Source organism: Spirosoma knui (assembly GCF_054780635.1).
Window position 1 is genome coordinate 58,619 of record NZ_BAAGVY010000017.1, and the last position, 16,413, is coordinate 75,031.

Genomic DNA, 16,413 nt, shown 5'->3' on the forward strand with positions numbered 1-16,413 from the left:
GGCTCGCTGAACTAATGCGCTACGTTACGGGCTGGACAGCTACTTCGGAACAGCGTCGCTGGCTGCTGCAGCTGCTGAGTCTACTGATAGGATTCGCCTTGTTGGTAAGCAGCACCTGGCTGTATTATGACTACAAGGTCCGCCAGTTAGATCAGCAACAGGAGCGACTCCAACTTTCTAATCCTTAAGGCAACTTACTTTAACTGCTTACTGATGACTTCTTCTCTACGGATGGTTTATGAGGCTGCGACGCTAGCCTGCTTACGTACTGGCGGCTGGCCTAGGTTGCTGTGTACTCTTTGGCTGCTTACGCTCCCTCTACAGCTGCAAGCCCAGTGTTTACAGCCCGCTCAACGATACATAACAGGAGCTTTGCCTCGCTTTTTAGCTGTGGGAGATATGAATAAGGACGGGCGGCTGGACATTGTGACAGCCAGTGATAATAGCGGCACCGTGACGGTACTGCTGGCCGAACCAAGTGGCGGCTACACCGGTCAAGACTATGCAGTAGGAAGACCTGGTAGTGTAGCTGTGGGAGATGTGAATAAAGATGGTCGGCTGGACATTGTGACAACTACCTCAAGCAACGTAACGACGCTGCTGGCCCAGTCCACAGGCTATGCTCTTCAGAATTACAATGTAGGGTATACACCTTCGGATGTGGCCTTAGGCGATGTTAACAAGGATGGGCTCTTAGATATTGTAACCACTAATGCAAATGGCAACAGCGTAACCGTGCTGCTGGCCCAGTCTACAGGTGGCTATACCAGACAAGACTATAACCTGGGAACTATTCCTCTTGCTGTGGCTCTGGGTGATGTTAACGCCGATGGTCGGCTGGACATTGTAACAGCTAACTTTCAAAATAACGTAACAATATTGACATCTGAGCCTACCGGCAGCTACGCCCCCCTCAGTACTATACTGTAGATACTCTGCCTGTAGATGTAACGTTGGGAGATTTAAATGGAGATGGACGATCTGATATTATAACGGCTAATCTTACTGGTAACAGTGTGACAGTGCTGCTAACCCAGCCTACGGGCAACTACGCTAGTCAGAGCTATAGCGTGGGAGGTGGTCCTCGCAGTGTGACTCTGGGAGATCTAAATGGAGACGGACGGCCTGATATTGTGACAACTATTGAAAGTCTCGATAATGTAAGGGTGTTACTGGCCCAGCCGACAGGTGGCTATACCAGCCAGCACTACGTCGTAGGAGATACTCCTCAAGAGGTAGCTGTGGGCGATTTAGATGGAAACGGGCGACTGGACATTGTAACAGCGAATATAGCTAGCAATGACGTGGCAGTACTGCTGAATGCTGCCCCGCTAGCGATCACCCAGCAGCCCCCTACTAGTTCCAGTGTCTGTGCGGGGACTAACGTATCGGTACCCATCAGTGTAACGGGTAGCGTCATCGGCTACCAGTGGTACAAAGACAACACCCTATTAACCGGTCAGACCTCGGCCACACTGACCTTATCCAATGTGCAGACGACCGATGCGGGTAGCTACTCCCTGGTCATCACCGGTATCTGCAACAATCTGACTACAACTGCTTTTGACCTGGCAGTCAGTACCCCGCCCACACGGCTGTATGTAAAAGCAGATGCCAACGGAGCAAACACCGGGCTGTCGTGGACGGATGCGTTTACCGACCTACAAAGTGCACTGAATTATAACTGTTCAGGGAGGCTGACCGAAATTTGGGTAGCTAGGGGCACCTATAAACCGACTACTGGCACCAATCGAGGCATTAGCTTTTCGATGCGCAACAACGTAGCCATCTATGGGGGCTTTGCCGGTAGGGAAGACAATCTCAACGATCGGCAACTAACGTATCCATCCGGGAGCATACTTAGCGGAGAGATCGGCCAGCCAGGTAACGCCGACAACAGCCTGCATGTCATTTTCAATAACTCAGGGTTGGCAAACTCAGCTATCCTCGATGGGTTTATTATTACCGGAGGTAACGCCAATGGTACTGATGCGTTTGATTACAGGGGCGGGGGTATTCTCAATATAAGCAGTAATCCCACCATCACCAACTGTAGTGTGGTGGGCAACGCCGGTGGTCTGGGTGGGGGTATTCATAATCAAAACAGTAGTCCTATTTTAACTAATTGTAACCTGGAAGCCAACTATACTATTGGAAGCTTTAGTCAGGGAGGAGCCATTTACAATATAGATAGCAGTCCCAGCTTGACCAACTGTAGCTTTCTGGGTAATTCGGCTGTTTTCCAAGGCTCAGCCCTCTATAACGCGGGCAGCACTGCTCGTCTGACCAACTGTAGCTTGCAAGGCAATTCCTCCCCTGGATGGGCGATTCTTAATGGAAATAGCAGTACCAGTTTGATTAACTGTGTGGTTTGGGGCAACGTAGGCACCCCTGGGTTGTCCAACGATGATGCTAGTGTGACGGCAAGCTACAGCCTCTTTAACGCAGGGGCCACCGGCTATGTGGGCACCAACAACCGCACAACAACAGTGTCGCCCTTTGTGTCGGCCAGCAGCGTGGCGCTTAATGCCTGTGCCCCTGCCATTAACGCGGGCAGCAATGATGCCTACATCGCGGCAAATGGCCCTACTTCCGATCTAGTGGGTGCCCCCCGCATTGTTGACAACCGCATTGACATGGGGGCCGTCGAGTTTCCGGGCACGCCCAACAACCCCATTGCTATCACGCAACAGCCCGCCAGTTCCTCGGTCGTTTGTGAAGGAGCTACTGTTACGGCCATGGTTTCCGTCAGCGGTACGAGTCCAGTTTACCAATGGTACAAAGACGGACAGGCTTTAGCCAACCAGACCAGCGCTACGCTCTCATTACCGAATGTGACTACGGCTAACACCGGTAGCTACTCGGTCGTTATCACAGGAGCCTGCAACTCGCTGACCTCTTCGGCCTTTAGCCTGACGGTAAACGCCCGGCCCGTGGTTACAGTGACCAACCCCGCAGCTGTCTGTGCACCCGCTACGGTTAACCTAAACTCGGCCGTCTCGGTCAACGTAACGGGCTCGAGGCTGGCCTTCTTCACTGATGTTACGGGCAGTACCGCACTGGCTAACCCATCCAGTGTGACCAGCAGCGGTACCTACTACGTGCAGGCTACCAGCCCCGCTGGCTGTGCGTCGGAGATCAGCCCTATCGCCGTAATGATCAATTTCCAGCCAACCGTTACTCTCGACAACGATGGTCCTCTCACCTGCGCTAAGCCCAGTGTTACCCTATTGGCTTCTCCTGCTACCAGCCTTACCTTTGTCTTTAGTGGGGGCGATACTCCACCTAATCAACCCAACACGGCCAAGGTTACTAACGATGGTCTCTACTCAGTTACAGTCACCAATGCCAATGGCTGTTCAGCTACGGCGACTACCCAGGTAACCAGCAACACGGCGGCTCCTGAGAATGTGAACCTGACAAACAATGGCCCCTTGTCCTTTACCAACACCAGCGTCACGCTCAACGCAACAGCCGGGGCTGGCTACAGCTACTCGTTCAGTCAGGGGGCTGACCAGCAGGGGAACGGCTATAGCGCTACGGTCACCACGGCGGGCGTCTACTCGGTGACGGTGACTCGGCAAGACAACGGCTGTACGGCGACAGCCTCCACGACGGTAGCAGGCGGTAACAACCCCACGGTGTGTAGAGGGGGCACGGCGGTGATTAACGTAGTAGCCGAAGGTGATCCTATCCGCTACGAGTGGTACAAGAACAGCCTGACCAGCCCCAAGCTCATGGAAACACCCCAGCTCTTTCGGGGTACGGCTACCTCCAGCCTGACGCTGATCAACGCCCAGACCAACACCCAGGGCAACTTCTTCCTCAAAGTCACTGACCGCTCAGGCACCGTCAGAATCTACGGTCCTTACCGGCTGACGGTAGACGCTAACTGTCGGGCTCGGGAAGTAGCTCAGTTGGAGACACCCTTACGGATCGAGCTAGCCCCTAACCCCATCCAGCAGGACCGCCTACTGGCCGTAGTGCGGGGTGCCGAAGGTCGCTCGTTGCAAGTCGAGCTGGTTGATCTAAGTGGTAAGCCTATCCGTCAACAACAGTGGTCACAGGCTGAGCAACGTATTGACTGGGACATGCAGGGACAGACCAGTGGTATTTATCTGCTGCAAATTCTCAGTGAGGCCAGTGCGGATCTGCCCGCTCAACGTCAACGCGTGAAAGTAATCAAGCCGTAAACTCTACGAGCCTAGTTAAAGCACCATCTAAGCTGGCGACGTACTGCCTTGTGCATAGCTTCGTCAGGTTGGATGGTGTTTTTATTGTTGAAAATAGACAGTCCATAAACAAATACAAACAGCACCGTTTGATATTGTCTGGGCTGGTTACGAGCCAATCCTGACGTATCAAAAGTAGTAAACTTGAGTGAACGCTTATCACAATAGATTTTCTTCCTAAACTCCTTTCAATAAAAGCGGGAACCTTATCAGCCTGATAAAGTATTTTCTGTCCTATTTTCACAAAGTGCTACGTATTGAACCGAATTATGAGCCTGGAAGAGGAAATACAAGCCTACCAATTCGCCCAGGGCGTCCGGTCGGAAGCAGACCTGGTAAGCCGCTTCAATAAGGAGGACGAAGAGTTGAAAGCAATGTGGCTATTCGACGTATCGTCTTTACTCTTTCGCTTGGGCCCTTTTGACGCTGATACCGAGCAGTTCATCAGTGATGCTTCCATGATGCCCACTGACCCAAGCGCTCAACTCATCCGAAGATCATCATACCAGGGAGGACGCCTTCGGTTTGTCCTGGATACGTCGGAGAATGGTCTCGTTAAGTCGCATGAAACGCTGCTGAATGTATTTAAAGCTGTTTATGAGCGAATTACTCCATCTGAATTCGATAAATCGATAAAGTGGTGGTATTGGGACTTGTCAAGCAACGAGGTTGTTCAGGCGATTCTGACGCGCCATCAGGATTTGGTGGAGGCCACCTATATAAACCCCGACTACCGAAGTGAGTTTAACAGCATAGCCAAGCTGTGGAATGAGCGCCATAAGCCTAAACAGCCCGAAGCCGACGAACCCATTCCTGACACACCCGGTAAGTTTAACTTCGTGACCTACGACGAAGTGATGACGGCGCATACTGAGTTGACGAACAACAAGCAATGGCATGGTATTCGTGTGCTTACGAAGTCACTGAATAAAGCACTAATCAAACGGCATACGTTGGATTTCGACTCCGCGGATCGAATCGTGTGGGACGTAGTGGAGAGGCATTTGCGCGAAACGTATCACACCGATCTTCGCTCGGGATAAGTCGACTTGCCAGCTCAAACTTATTTAGACCAACCTGACTATTAATGGTACGTAACACGACTACGTTTACGGCTTTTCTCTTACCACTGACGAAATACTCCTTTGAATTCTATAGGAACATTGTCTTAAATGCCATGGTAATAGCCATTGCCGTAGCTGCCATCAGCAATCACGTTATTAGTCTCATTGAACTAGGCGTGTTGCTGCTGGGATTGTTCATTCAACTAGGGCTTGCCGCCTACAAACCAAACGCAGCTAGGCAGTTTGAGTAGCACAGCATCGTGGGTCGGCTAATTGCGATAGGCAGTGCGGGCATACTCGTTCTGGCTACCACGACTCAGCGGAGTTTACCTAACTTTTGCAAGATGCTGACGATTTGCGCGATATGTTCATTGCCTTTGGACCTGTATGCCAGACATCTTTCCCGGAAACGCAAGCGGACAATCTAGTGCGGTTTTGCTACACTACCTATTACGTTACCCCATACTGCTCATATACCCTACATGCGCCTAGCTTACAGGCCGTTCACTAGCTTGTTCCTTTGGCTTTGGCGGAATGCTTCTGGAAGTAGATTAGAGTCAGCTTTTCATTTACTGTACGCCGGTTGAACTCTTCGTAGCCCAGCCGCTGATATAGGTAGACACTGTTAATGCTCTTATGGCCAGCGCATAATTCAAACCGGTGCACATCAGGATGGTGCTGTTCGGCCTGGCTGATCAACTGCCTGCCTAAACCTTGATTCTGGTAAGCCTGATCAACGATGAGCTTGCTGATAAAGCAGGTTTGATCCTGCTGAAAAGCCCGTACTGACCCAATAATCCGACCTTCTCTAACTAGCTTCAACACAATACCGGCCCGAAACTCGTCTTCTACACTTTGCATCGACTGAAGCAAAGGCGGAATATTGTAATCATTGTGCAAACGCGCTTCGGTTAAATAGACTTGCTTTTGGAGTGAAAGAATCTCGGCTGCATCACTTAAATGGGCAACTTCTATGGGCGTCATTGTAGCGGCTGTTAGAGAATCGTTGAACGGTTGAGATAGAGCTTAAATATATACGCTGGCCAGTCTACAACGACAATGTTTTGAGGGAACGGTTACTTAATGCACAAAGCAAGTAGTTTTTAGCTTACGCTTGCTGTTTACAGGTAGCTAACGTTCTGATTCATCGCACGCTACGCCATAGGTGCAAGGCATTGCCGTGTCATCATAATTAAGTAGCAGCTTAGTGTAAACAGTCGGGTTTTACATCAGCTTCCTGAAATTGGCATAAGCTGCTAATTTTTTCGGATCAGTAGTATCTGATTATTTTCCTTCTTCGGGGACTGCTTTTCGGCGCCGTCGGGGTAAGCGAAACAGGTTACTACCGGCCTGTTCGGGCGTTTCGTCACCCAGCAACACACCCCAGGGCCGCAGGCTATCGACTCGGTCGAAAATAACTTTCATGATCGCAATTGCCGGAATGGACAGGAACATACCCGACACCCCCGCCAACGCGCCCCCAACCAACACACCCACAATCGACACCAGGGCATTGATACGTACTTTAGAGGCCACAATAAGGGGCACAAGTACATTGTTATCAACGAACTGCACGAATAGAAAAACGCCTATAACGCCAATCACCAGCGACAGATCAGGCTGGTAGCTCATGGTAATGACAACGGTCAACACCGTAGCCACCAGGCCACCGATGTAAGGCACCAGGTTTAAAATAGCCCCCATAATGCCCAGTAACAAGGCGTATTGTACGCCCAACAAAAGCAGGCCAACCCAGTTGAGCACCGCTACGCAAGCCGTTTCAATCAGTAAACCTACTACGTAGCTTTGAATGACTCCTTTGATTTCAGCGAGTACCTCACGGACCCGCGCAGTATGCTTTTCGGGGAAAAGCACGACCACAAAGTGCAGTAGCATCGACCGGTAATACAGCAGCAGGAACACATAGATAGGTAGTAAAATCAACGTGCCCAGCGGTCCGGTAATGATACCTAACGTATTGACCGTCTGTAACGTATCCAGCGTTTGCGCCTGCGCCTGCTTTATGTATCTATCCTGCTGCCGGTAGCTGACATTATATTCCCGACGAACCCAGCGCCGAACTTCGTCGTACAAATCGTTCAGGTGTTGCCTGATCTTGGGTAGATCATCGGTAAAATCAGACAGCTGCATCGATAAAATAATAGTGACACCGGCAATCGCGATTATCGCCAGCAACAAGGCCAGGCTTATGGCAAAGACCTTATGCATACCGAGCCGAAGTAGCCAGCTTTCTACTGGTCGCAACAGCACGGCCAGCAGCCCCGCCATAGCCAGCGGAACCAGAATATCCTGCCCCAGGTAAATGGCAACGGTGAGAATAGCCAGCGATAATAAGCTATGCGAAAACTGATGATAATGATACGGTCGGCTCTGCTCGGAGTTCATAAGGAGGATGTTTGCCGATCGCAAAATACAGTATTCTTTAACGCCTACAACTATACGTTTTCGGCTACCGTCATCATACACGTCGGATATGCCGGCCGGAATTAACCTCATCTGAGCGCCAACTCATCCGGTTTCGCTAAACTTGGCGTACTTTTGCGGGTTAATTAATCATGACACCTACTATCCGCGATATTGCCTACCAGCTCCGGCAGGGTCAACTCATTGCCCTGGCCGATGAGACGGGCTGGTCTCTGGCTGCCGATCCGATAAACGATGCGGCTGTCGAAACCCTGTTGACGGCCCGAACCAGTATGCCCTCGGGTTTACAGCCAACGGTGCTCATTGAGCATACCGATCAGCTTGGGCTATACGTAACGAAAGTCCCCGATGTAGCCTACGATCTGGTTGAGTTTGCCGACAATCCATTGATAGTGGTGTACGATCAGGGCAAGAACCTGTCGGCTCTCGTCGCACAGATGAGCGGTACGTCAACCGGCGAAGTCGCCGTACGTCGGTCACTGAGCAGCGACGTTCAGCGACTGATTGGTAGCTTCGGTCGGGGGTTACTCACGATTCCGTTCGAATCGCTCATCTGGCCACCCGCCCTCGAAGATCTTACCAATAACCGGTTCGGAACGCTTCCGGCGATGCCTAAACGGCCGAAAATCATGCGGCTGGGCGTGGATGGAACGGTTCGTTTTATTAGAAAATAAGTTCGCCGTTTCGGTCTGTTGCCCTACCCGCCTATGATCGACGAACGGCGAATCTCAGGATGTATGAATTTTAGCGACACCTTACATAAAAATCCAGTCTTTGACCGCATCGCCCACGAAGCCGACGCCCTTGGCGTACGAGCCTACGTTATTGGTGGGTTCGTGCGCGATCTGGTACTGGGTCGCCCTTCTAAAGACATAGACATCGTCTGCATTGGAAGTGGTATTGCGCTGGCGGAGGCCGTCGGCAAGGCGTTGCGTACCAACGTAGCTCAGTTCCCAAACTTCGGCACAGCCATGCTTCGGACTGAACATAACGGCCAGGATTGGGAGGTTGAGTTTGTGGGAGCCCGTAAAGAATCGTACCGGAGCGACTCGCGCAAGCCGATCGTAGAAGATGGTACGCTGGAAGATGACCAGAACCGGCGCGATTTCACCATCAACGCCATGAGCATTAGCCTCAACGCCAGTCAGTACGGTGAATTGATTGATCCCTTCGACGGTTTGAAGGACCTCAAACGAAAAATCATTCGGACCCCGCTCGACCCCGACGTTACGTTTTCTGACGATCCGCTGCGGATGATGCGGGCGATTCGCTTTGCGTCGCAGCTTAACTTTGATATTGAGCCCGATACGTTCGACGCCATCGTGCGCATGAACGAACGCATCACCATTGTGTCGCGGGAACGTATCACCGACGAGTTAAACAAAACGATTCTTTCGCCCACGCCTTCGTACGGATTCAAGCTGCTTTACCATGCTGGCTTGCTGGAACGAATTTTCCCTGAACTAGTGGCACTTAAAGGCGTGGAAACGATCGAAGGAAAAGGGCACAAAGACAATTTTTACCACACCCTTCAGGTACTCGATAACATTGCCAACCGCAGCAGTCAGTCGCCCGTGCTGCGCGCGAATGAGCTTTGGCTACGCTGGGCCGCGTTGCTGCACGATATTGCCAAACCCGCCACGAAACGGTTCGACCAGAAAGTAGGCTGGACGTTTCATGGCCACGAAGACTTGGGGGCTCGCTGGGTACCGGGCATTTTCCGAACCATGAAGCTTCCCCTGAACGAACACATGCGGTTTGTGCAGAAGCTCGTCCGGCTGCACCTTCGTCCGATTGCCCTGACCAAGGAGCAGATTACCGACTCAGCCCTGCGTCGGCTGCTGGTCGATGCAGGCGACGATCTGGACGGCCTCATGGCACTCTGCCGCGCCGACATCACCTCGAAAAACTACGAAAAGGTGCAGAAACACCTGCGCAATTTCGATAAGGTTGAACGTAAACTTCACGATCTGGAAGAGCGCGACAAACTGCGCAGCTTCCAACCGGTTATCACCGGTGAATTGATTATGGCAGCGTTTAATCTGCCCCCCTCTAAAGAAGTAGGCGAACTTAAAACAGTAGTGCGGGAAGCTATCCTGGACGGTATAGTGCCAAATAGCCTCGAAGAAGCCTATCCGTTTTTGGTTGAAGAAGGCAAAAAACGAGGGCTGGCGGTATCAAAAAATCTAAACGAATTAAGTAGCCTTCAAGCTGCTTCCGTCGAAAACGAACATCTGTCTAACTGAATACATGGAGAATAATACCAATTTTCGGCGCTTCTTCGGCGCATCGCTCACCATCCTGGGCGTAGTTGTAGTTCTATTTGCGTTAGTAGCGTTCCTGTCGGACGGCAAGCCGGTACTAGGGATGAGCGTGTCGAAAGGCGAAGCGGCCGCTCCATTCATCGTCGGTATGATCTTCCTCATAACCGGCGTCAATCTTGTCCGCGAATCATAACCAGAGTTAAAAGGTTGTGTAGTTATGAAGTTATATAGCCAATGAAGCGTAAGCCAACTTTATAACTTTGTAACCCTACAACTTTACAACTCTAAATTCTATAACTCACTTCGACAGGCGGGCGGTGAGCAGCCATTCGTACGTATTGAGTGGCTGCGGCAACCCATCGGGCTTAATCTGGAGATACATCAGATGGAGGTGCGTCGGTGAGCGGGTTTTATAGGCGTTGTAGCCTGTACGTCCCATTTCGGCCAGCTTCTCCCCGGCCTGTACCCATTGCCCCGGCGCTACGTCGACCTGGCTGTTGTGAGCGTAATAGAACAAGCCATGAAGCGTCGGGTCATATACCCAAATCCAGTTGCCGCCCCGGTATTCTGAACCGGGTTGCCAGGCAGTTTCGATACCGATTACCAGCCCGCTGCTCATGGCCAGAATATCAACGGGTCTGCCAGTACGGTCGTCGGCAATATCCTGATTGCGGTCGGTGATGAAAATATCCTGGGCGGGGTGGCTCCCCCGAACGGCGTAGTCAAACAAATCGAAACCCGTGCCTCGATAGCCTTCACCGTGAGTTCCGCCTATAGCGCTGGGGGTATAACCTCGAATGGGAAACGCAAAATACCGCCCCGTTCGGCGGAGGCTATCCCGTTGCAGCGAATCTTGTCGGTAGCTTTCGTCACTCCGGAAGCGCTCCTGCAAACCGCGCATGATGGCACTGAATTCCATCCGGGCCGAGTCGGGCGTAACGCGCTGCTCTCTGATCTGCGTATACAACGTTTGAAATCGCTGGCAGTACGTATATAGCGTCGGCTCCGTCGAGTTACTGATGACGACCTGTGACGAAGCCATATTCAGACTTCCCACCAAAAATGCACCCACGATACCTACTACACGCATGAACGAAGTTACGTCAATCTTCACTACTTATCTTCCCAGGTTAAGCCCCAAAAATACACAAAGTAGGATGAGTAGCGTATGCCTTTAACTCAGACAGCAGCGCCTAATTTTTTTTAATACGTTCAGGAGAACTAACCCGCTACGGGCACACGATGCGATAAAACGTGTAGCTGAGCGTTATGGCGGTGTACGTATAGCTGTCGCTGAGAGCAGGATTCCCCTGAGCAAGTTTGTTTGTGGTTACGCCAAACGTACGCTCACCCAAGCCATCCAGGTAATCATTGCGGGTAAAGCGGGTGCCAAACTCCAGGCCAACACTCCAGGGGCGGTTGATTTCGTATTTTACCCCAATCCCTAACGGAAAATTCAGAATACCGCGGGCCTTAATAACCGAGTTCTTGAAGTTCGATAAGCCAACGCCAGCAAACACATAGGGAGTCCAGTTGCGGGCTTTAGGCTGTAGTTTATAGTTCAAAAAGTTGTATTCAAGATCGACAGTGGCCTCGCCTAACGTAGTCCGAAAGGCGTAGTTACGCGCCTGCCGCAGCGGATCATTACTAGCCCGGTCCTCGCCACGCAACACGCCGGTTGCCATACCCGCCCGAATGGAGAACGAACGTGACGCATTGTACCGAAAAAACAAACCGGCGGCCGGACCGTAGTAAAGCGGATTTAGCGCAGGCAGTACGTCTCCTTTGTAGAGCATTCCGCCCAGCCCACCACCGACCTCAATTTTCTGCGCCTGTGCACTGAAACTGATAAAAAGCCCGACTAGAAGCAGTCGGGCTATTACACATGATTGGTTCTGCATAAAATACCGTAGTCACCCTATGTCCCATTGCTGACGATACCAACTGTACGGCCAGCAGCGATACAAGTGATCTACTTAATAGGCGGGCACTTGATTTTACTCGGTATGATGTAATGAATCGAGAAATTCGTCAATAAATACCCATCAGGCAGAATATTGTCTCCGCCACGAACGGGTGTCTCTAATGCATTTTGTATTGACCCCTGCAGATCCGGGCGTGACTGAAAGAGATCGGCGAGCTTTTGGTACCGGCCGGGTTCGTTCTTCCGGGCCGCCACTTCTTCAAAGCGACGATTGGACATTACAGTTGCCAGTCCTTCGAGCGTGGCCGGGTCGGGGTAGCTTCCAGAACCGACATCGTCCAGGTAATCGGTGAAGGTATACCGATAGCCGATCTCAACGCCGACGTTAAAGTTTTGATTTAAGGCGTAACGTACGCCGAAGCCGACCGGTATGGCCACCGTAACCAGCGAATACGGCTTATCACGGCCAGGCTGTCCCTGACCTTCCGTGTGCAGAGGCTGAAGCTTTACCCACTGACGGTCATCACCACTAGCCGCGTCAGCGGGCGTGCGGGCCTCAGGACTGTGCGCAACCACGGCGAGGCCGCCAAACAGATATGGTGTAAATTTCGCGCGGGCATTCGAGTTTCGTCCGTCCTCAATGAAGTTATAGATACCAGTCAGAGCAAATTCTTTCAGGTCATTCCGAAAGTGTAAGTTCCGAGCGTACTGGACCAGGTTTTTCTCGATGTTGTTCTTGTTGAAAGTATAGTCGTCACCGGTGATCCGGGCCCAGGTAAACATAGCGCGGGCCGCAAAATGGGGCGTAAACTGCCGGGTGTAGCCAAGGCCGACATTCCAACGGGGCAAGGTAGTCAACGTTCTGAGCGGCTGACGATAACCGGCCAGATCACCCAGGTAAGTAGACGTACCGACACCGAAGGTAACGGATGAATAAGGCGCAAACCGTGTGTTTGGCCGTCGCTGCGCCAAACTATCGGTAATCTGGCCCCCTAGCAGACAAAGGGTTGCTGCCCCCGCTGCTAAAATCTTACATGTCTTCATATGGACGAAATACGTGAATCAACCGTGAACTGGTAAGCCAGCCAATTCCGAAACGGCAACTGCGCGGCTTTTATTGGCAATATGCATTAAAAATTATGCCATAGACCCAATTCAGGCCGAATGAACCCGAAATAATATAACTATCCGATGCTACGGAACGAGGCCAAACCGGACTGGATTGTTGGACTCAGTTGCGGATGTCCCAGCCCCAGTTCAGTTTGCTACGGAGCGTATTCAGGAAATTATCGTCCCGCAGCTTAATCAAGCGGGCTTTAAACGCTTCTTTCTGAACACTGATACGTACGGACGTATCGACGGTGAAGGAGCGGGAATCCAGCGCGGCCAGAAAATTACCGCTGCGGCTTTCAACCTCGAACGCCAGTTGACAGCTGTCCATGACAATCATGGGCCGAACATTCAGATTATGCGGACTAATAGGGGTGATAATAAAATTGTTCGTTTGGGGCAGTAGTACGGGGCCTCCGCAGCTAAGTGAATAGCCCGTCGAGCCCGAAGGCGTTGAGATAATCAGGCCGTCGGCCCAGTACGAATTCAGGAACTCCCCATCTAGGTACGTATGTACCGTAATCATCGACGACGTTTGCGTACGCGTGATGGTAAAGTCATTCAGACCAAACGGCAGCTCCCCAAAAATATCCTGGTTGGAACGCACACTGACCAGCGTTCGCTCGTCAATACTGTACTGCTCATTGAAGAGCGCATCGATCATGAGCCGCACGGAGGCAGGTGCTACCGTAGCAAGAAAGCCTAAACGCCCGATATTAATCCCAATAATAGGAATTTGGTGAGCTCCAACGTGCGTAACGGCATCGAGCAGGGTACCATCCCCCCCCAGGCTAAAAATAAAGTCGGCATTATCGACGCCTTGCTCAACTGTGTAGGTGGCGTCGCTGTAGTGAGCGACGCCAGCCGCATCCAGAAACTCCCGGTAGCCAGCTGAGATGATTACCTCAGCCTGCCGTTTCGCCAGTTCTTCAAACATAGACTGTATATACGGCCGAGCCGATTCGGGGAAGTTACGCCCGTGAATGGCAATTTTCATGCGATTTAAAGTTAGTGCAGAACCGCTTGCGCGGTTCGTGAATAGTAGTCAGCCTTCGTAGAACGAGCCAGCCCCATCCACTACGTATTGAGATAGCGAAGTAAGGAGTCGAGCCGCTCCTGATCGATGCTTTCAACGGGTGCGTTGGCAAAAGCAGCTTCGATCTGGTACCCAAATCGCTCCAACGTTGAAATGACCGGCGCAATGTCCCGCCGGTTTAGTTTAAGAGTCAGCCGTGAGCGGTCGGGCATCCCGTACGCTGCGCTGGAAAAATAACTGCTGATGACCTTTACGTTGTTCGACTCGATAAGCCGGCTGATTTCGGCCATTGAATAATCCCGCTCGTTGATATTCAGGATTAAGATTGCCCCGGCTTCCTGCACGCCAAGCTCCTGAGCGAACTGTTTGAGCAGTTCACCGGCCGAGATGGTGCCGAGAAATTCCTGCCCTTCGGTGAGCACAGCGACAACCGCCATCTGGTGCTGAATAATCAATCCAAGCACCTCAAACAGGTGCTGATCTTCGTACGCATACGTCTGCTCGAACAGGCGCATAATGTCACCCAACGGACGTTCGTCGTCCGAAACATCCATCAAGAGTTCTTCACTAACCACGCCCCGATAACCGCCCTGATCGGTCAGTACGAGTTGGCTGACGTGGTGTTCCTGCATCCAATCCAACGCCTGCCCAACAGAGTCGGTCGACTTCAGAGCCGGAAGCATTGGGTCTATGAGTTCGGCAGCCAGCATACTAATGAATATTTACGAAAACTGTACGGCAGAAAACTAGTGAAATTCTGCCATAGTTTCCAAAACTTAGCGAAAAAGCTTGATGTCTATTCGAAAAATCGGCTGTATAAGTAAAAGGTTTCGCCCGGCTCAAACTCAACTTCGCCTTACCCGAATCAGGCGACTAACTCGCCCAGCGGATGGCGCACGAGCCAATCTCCTAGTAATTCATTGAACCGGTTCGGACACTCCATCATGGGCGCATGGCAGCACTTATCGATAAAAAAGAGTTCTGAGTGTGCGATCAGCCGGTTGAACTCGTGCCCCACTTCGGCGGGCGTGATGGTATCGTTCAGCCCCCAGACAAGCAGCGTTGGCACCTGAATCTGGTGTAAGTCTTTCGCTACGTTGTTGCGCTGGGCCGATTTGGCAATACCAACGATACTCATGCATTTGGGAATGCTGCTCGTGATCTCGAAAACTTCGTCAATGAGTTCTTTAGAGGCCACCTTGGGATCGTAGAAGGTATACGCCACCCGTTCCGCGATGTAATCATAGCTTCCCCGTTTGGGAAACGAGCCGCCCATACCGTTCTCAAACAAGCCAGAGCTACCGGTCAGAACGAGCCGCCGAACCTGTTCGGGGTGCTTGAATGTATACAGAATCGCCAGGTGACCACCCAGTGAATTACCGAGTAAGGTCATGTCTGTCAGCGATTTCTGAGCGACGAATTTTTCAATAAACGCCACTAACCCTTCCAGACTCGCCTGCCGGATGGGCATCTCGTAGATTGGAAGCAGTGGAATAACGACCCGGTACCGGTTAGCGAACGTATTGATAACGCTGTCCCAGTTGCTCAGGGCACCAAACAGACCGTGCAGCAATAAAAACACTTCGCCTTCTCCTTCGTCGACGTAGCGGAAACCTGCTTCTTCGCGGATCTGGTAATTCATAGGTATTCTACAGTTAATGATGAGGTGTTAGCCTTCCTACTGCTTAACAACGTAAACGCAATCCAGTTCTTCAACATATGTAATCCGTGTTCCGTCAGGGCTGCTTCAGGGTGAAATTGAACGCCCCAGATCGGCAACGTCCGATGACGTAACGCCATCAGCTCGCCCTGATCGGTAACGGCTAAACCCACTAACGTATCGGGCAAGTCCGTCAGCAGTAACGAGTGGTAGCGCGTTACGGTAAATTCGCCCGGCAGCCCACTCCAGAGCAGATCGTCGGTGAGCGTTCTGATGCTGGACGTCTTTCCGTGCATCGGCTGACCGGCTTTCGTCAGCTTCGCTCCGAAAAACTCACCCAGCGCCTGGTGCCCCAGACAAACGCCGAGCATCGGTACACGCTGATGATAATACTGGATAACATCGGAGAGCCGTCCGGCCGCGAGTGGGGTTCCCGGTCCGGGCGAAAGCACCACCCCGTCCATCCCTCGCAGGCACAACCGATCTAAGGGTTCGTTGTTTCGAACAACCCGGCAATTCACGCCTGCTTGTCGCAGATAATCCACGAGCATATAGGTGAACGAATCGAAGTTGTCAACAACCAGTAGGTCCATGACCAGCTAACAAAAAGGAACGCGCCAAAATTAACAATTTCTAAGAAAAATAAATGGTTAATATTATATAATCTCTGACTATCAA

General features: G+C 51.6%; 17 protein-coding genes. 8 read left to right on the forward strand and 9 right to left on the reverse strand.

Features of this window, described 5'->3' with window-relative positions:
* Positions 1-14: 14 nt before the first annotated feature.
* The 5 genes from ACYVIY_RS25845 to ACYVIY_RS25865 all read left to right on the forward strand — a co-directional run bounded on the left by ACYVIY_RS25845 (position 15) and on the right by ACYVIY_RS25865 (position 5,547).
* On the forward strand, positions 15-188 hold the full coding sequence (locus ACYVIY_RS25845; protein WP_460979444.1) for a hypothetical protein: 174 nt from the start codon (positions 15-17) through the stop codon (positions 186-188).
* 43 nt (positions 189-231) lie between these two features.
* On the forward strand, positions 232-930 hold the full coding sequence (locus ACYVIY_RS25850; protein ID WP_460979485.1) for an FG-GAP repeat domain-containing protein: 699 nt from the start codon (positions 232-234) through the stop codon (positions 928-930).
* A 23-nt stretch (positions 931-953) separates the two neighbouring features.
* Positions 954-4,193: an FG-GAP-like repeat-containing protein gene (locus tag ACYVIY_RS25855; RefSeq protein ID WP_460979445.1), complete on the forward strand. Its 3,240-nt coding sequence runs from the start codon at positions 954-956 to the stop codon at positions 4,191-4,193.
* 308 nt (positions 4,194-4,501) lie between these two features.
* A complete protein-coding gene (locus ACYVIY_RS25860) occupies positions 4,502-5,275 on the forward strand; it encodes a DUF5958 family protein (protein WP_460979446.1) in 774 nt (257 codons plus the stop codon).
* Positions 5,276-5,319: 44 nt separating this feature from the next.
* Complete coding sequence (locus ACYVIY_RS25865; protein WP_460979447.1) at positions 5,320-5,547, forward strand: hypothetical protein; 228 nt, start codon at positions 5,320-5,322, stop codon at positions 5,545-5,547.
* A gap of 256 nt (positions 5,548-5,803) precedes the next feature.
* Here the strand turns inward: ACYVIY_RS25865 and ACYVIY_RS25870 are convergent, their stop codons facing one another.
* On the reverse strand, positions 5,804-6,280 hold the full coding sequence (locus tag ACYVIY_RS25870; protein ID WP_460979448.1) for a GNAT family N-acetyltransferase: 477 nt from the start codon (positions 6,278-6,280) through the stop codon (positions 5,804-5,806).
* Between the two features lie 300 nt (positions 6,281-6,580).
* Complete coding sequence (locus ACYVIY_RS25875) at positions 6,581-7,702, reverse strand: AI-2E family transporter (RefSeq protein ID WP_460979449.1); 1,122 nt, start codon at positions 7,700-7,702, stop codon at positions 6,581-6,583.
* Positions 7,703-7,872: 170 nt separating this feature from the next.
* Between ACYVIY_RS25875 and ACYVIY_RS25880 the strand changes: the two genes are divergently transcribed.
* The 3 genes from ACYVIY_RS25880 (at position 7,873) to ACYVIY_RS25890 (ending at position 10,198) form a co-directional block, all read left to right on the forward strand.
* Positions 7,873-8,415 (forward strand): L-threonylcarbamoyladenylate synthase, encoded by a 543-nt coding sequence (locus ACYVIY_RS25880; RefSeq protein WP_460979450.1) that lies wholly within the window; start codon positions 7,873-7,875, stop codon positions 8,413-8,415.
* A 63-nt stretch (positions 8,416-8,478) separates the two neighbouring features.
* Entirely contained in the window at positions 8,479-9,987 is a 1,509-nt protein-coding gene (locus ACYVIY_RS25885) for a CCA tRNA nucleotidyltransferase (RefSeq protein ID WP_460979451.1), read from the forward strand.
* 4 nt (positions 9,988-9,991) lie between these two features.
* The gene (locus ACYVIY_RS25890) at positions 9,992-10,198 is read left to right on the forward strand and encodes a hypothetical protein (protein WP_381526455.1); all 207 of its coding nucleotides are present in this window, start codon (positions 9,992-9,994) and stop codon (positions 10,196-10,198) included.
* A gap of 105 nt (positions 10,199-10,303) precedes the next feature.
* On the opposite strand, the gene ACYVIY_RS25895 is transcribed toward ACYVIY_RS25890, so the two are convergent.
* From ACYVIY_RS25895 to ACYVIY_RS25925, 7 genes are all read right to left on the reverse strand, one after another.
* Positions 10,304-11,095 (reverse strand): M23 family metallopeptidase, encoded by a 792-nt coding sequence (locus ACYVIY_RS25895; protein ID WP_460979452.1) that lies wholly within the window; start codon positions 11,093-11,095, stop codon positions 10,304-10,306.
* Positions 11,096-11,234: 139 nt separating this feature from the next.
* On the reverse strand, positions 11,235-11,906 hold the full coding sequence (porG, locus tag ACYVIY_RS25900; protein WP_460979453.1) for a type IX secretion system protein PorG: 672 nt from the start codon (positions 11,904-11,906) through the stop codon (positions 11,235-11,237).
* A 71-nt stretch (positions 11,907-11,977) separates the two neighbouring features.
* A complete protein-coding gene (locus tag ACYVIY_RS25905; RefSeq protein WP_460979455.1) occupies positions 11,978-12,973 on the reverse strand; it encodes a DUF6089 family protein in 996 nt (331 codons plus the stop codon).
* A gap of 187 nt (positions 12,974-13,160) precedes the next feature.
* A complete protein-coding gene (locus ACYVIY_RS25910; RefSeq protein WP_460979456.1) occupies positions 13,161-14,036 on the reverse strand; it encodes an NAD kinase in 876 nt (291 codons plus the stop codon).
* 80 nt (positions 14,037-14,116) lie between these two features.
* Entirely contained in the window at positions 14,117-14,785 is a 669-nt protein-coding gene (locus tag ACYVIY_RS25915; RefSeq protein WP_460979457.1) for a CBS domain-containing protein, read from the reverse strand.
* 155 nt (positions 14,786-14,940) lie between these two features.
* Complete coding sequence (locus tag ACYVIY_RS25920) at positions 14,941-15,717, reverse strand: alpha/beta fold hydrolase (protein ID WP_460979458.1); 777 nt, start codon at positions 15,715-15,717, stop codon at positions 14,941-14,943.
* Positions 15,714-16,328, reverse strand: a complete 615-nt coding sequence (locus tag ACYVIY_RS25925) for an anthranilate synthase component II (protein ID WP_460979459.1) — start codon at positions 16,326-16,328, stop codon at positions 15,714-15,716. The genes ACYVIY_RS25920 and ACYVIY_RS25925 overlap by 4 nt, the downstream gene beginning before the upstream one ends.
* Between the last annotated feature and the right edge of the window lie 85 nt (positions 16,329-16,413).

What these genes read in the sequence shown, in the direction of transcription:
- ACYVIY_RS25845 (WP_460979444.1), top strand. Translation starts at nt 15, where the DNA reads ATGCGCTACGTTACGGGCTGGACAGCTACTTCGGAACAGCGTCGCTGG.
- ACYVIY_RS25850 (WP_460979485.1), top strand. Translation starts at nt 232, where the DNA reads ATGGTTTATGAGGCTGCGACGCTAGCCTGCTTACGTACTGGCGGCTGG.
- ACYVIY_RS25860 (WP_460979446.1), top strand. Translation starts at nt 4,502, where the DNA reads ATGAGCCTGGAAGAGGAAATACAAGCCTACCAATTCGCCCAGGGCGTC.
- ACYVIY_RS25865 (WP_460979447.1), top strand. Translation starts at nt 5,320, where the DNA reads ATGGTACGTAACACGACTACGTTTACGGCTTTTCTCTTACCACTGACG.
- ACYVIY_RS25870 (WP_460979448.1), bottom strand. Translation starts at nt 6,280, where the DNA reads ATGACGCCCATAGAAGTTGCCCATTTAAGTGATGCAGCCGAGATTCTT.
- ACYVIY_RS25875 (WP_460979449.1), bottom strand. Translation starts at nt 7,702, where the DNA reads ATGAACTCCGAGCAGAGCCGACCGTATCATTATCATCAGTTTTCGCAT.
- ACYVIY_RS25880 (WP_460979450.1), top strand. Translation starts at nt 7,873, where the DNA reads ATGACACCTACTATCCGCGATATTGCCTACCAGCTCCGGCAGGGTCAA.
- ACYVIY_RS25885 (WP_460979451.1), top strand. Translation starts at nt 8,479, where the DNA reads ATGAATTTTAGCGACACCTTACATAAAAATCCAGTCTTTGACCGCATC.
- ACYVIY_RS25890 (WP_381526455.1), top strand. Translation starts at nt 9,992, where the DNA reads ATGGAGAATAATACCAATTTTCGGCGCTTCTTCGGCGCATCGCTCACC.
- ACYVIY_RS25895 (WP_460979452.1), bottom strand. Translation starts at nt 11,095, where the DNA reads ATGCGTGTAGTAGGTATCGTGGGTGCATTTTTGGTGGGAAGTCTGAAT.
- porG (WP_460979453.1), bottom strand. Translation starts at nt 11,906, where the DNA reads ATGCAGAACCAATCATGTGTAATAGCCCGACTGCTTCTAGTCGGGCTT.
- ACYVIY_RS25905 (WP_460979455.1), bottom strand. Translation starts at nt 12,973, where the DNA reads ATGAAGACATGTAAGATTTTAGCAGCGGGGGCAGCAACCCTTTGTCTG.
- ACYVIY_RS25910 (WP_460979456.1), bottom strand. Translation starts at nt 14,036, where the DNA reads ATGAAAATTGCCATTCACGGGCGTAACTTCCCCGAATCGGCTCGGCCG.
- ACYVIY_RS25915 (WP_460979457.1), bottom strand. Translation starts at nt 14,785, where the DNA reads ATGCTGGCTGCCGAACTCATAGACCCAATGCTTCCGGCTCTGAAGTCG.
- ACYVIY_RS25920 (WP_460979458.1), bottom strand. Translation starts at nt 15,717, where the DNA reads ATGAATTACCAGATCCGCGAAGAAGCAGGTTTCCGCTACGTCGACGAA.
- ACYVIY_RS25925 (WP_460979459.1), bottom strand. Translation starts at nt 16,328, where the DNA reads ATGGACCTACTGGTTGTTGACAACTTCGATTCGTTCACCTATATGCTC.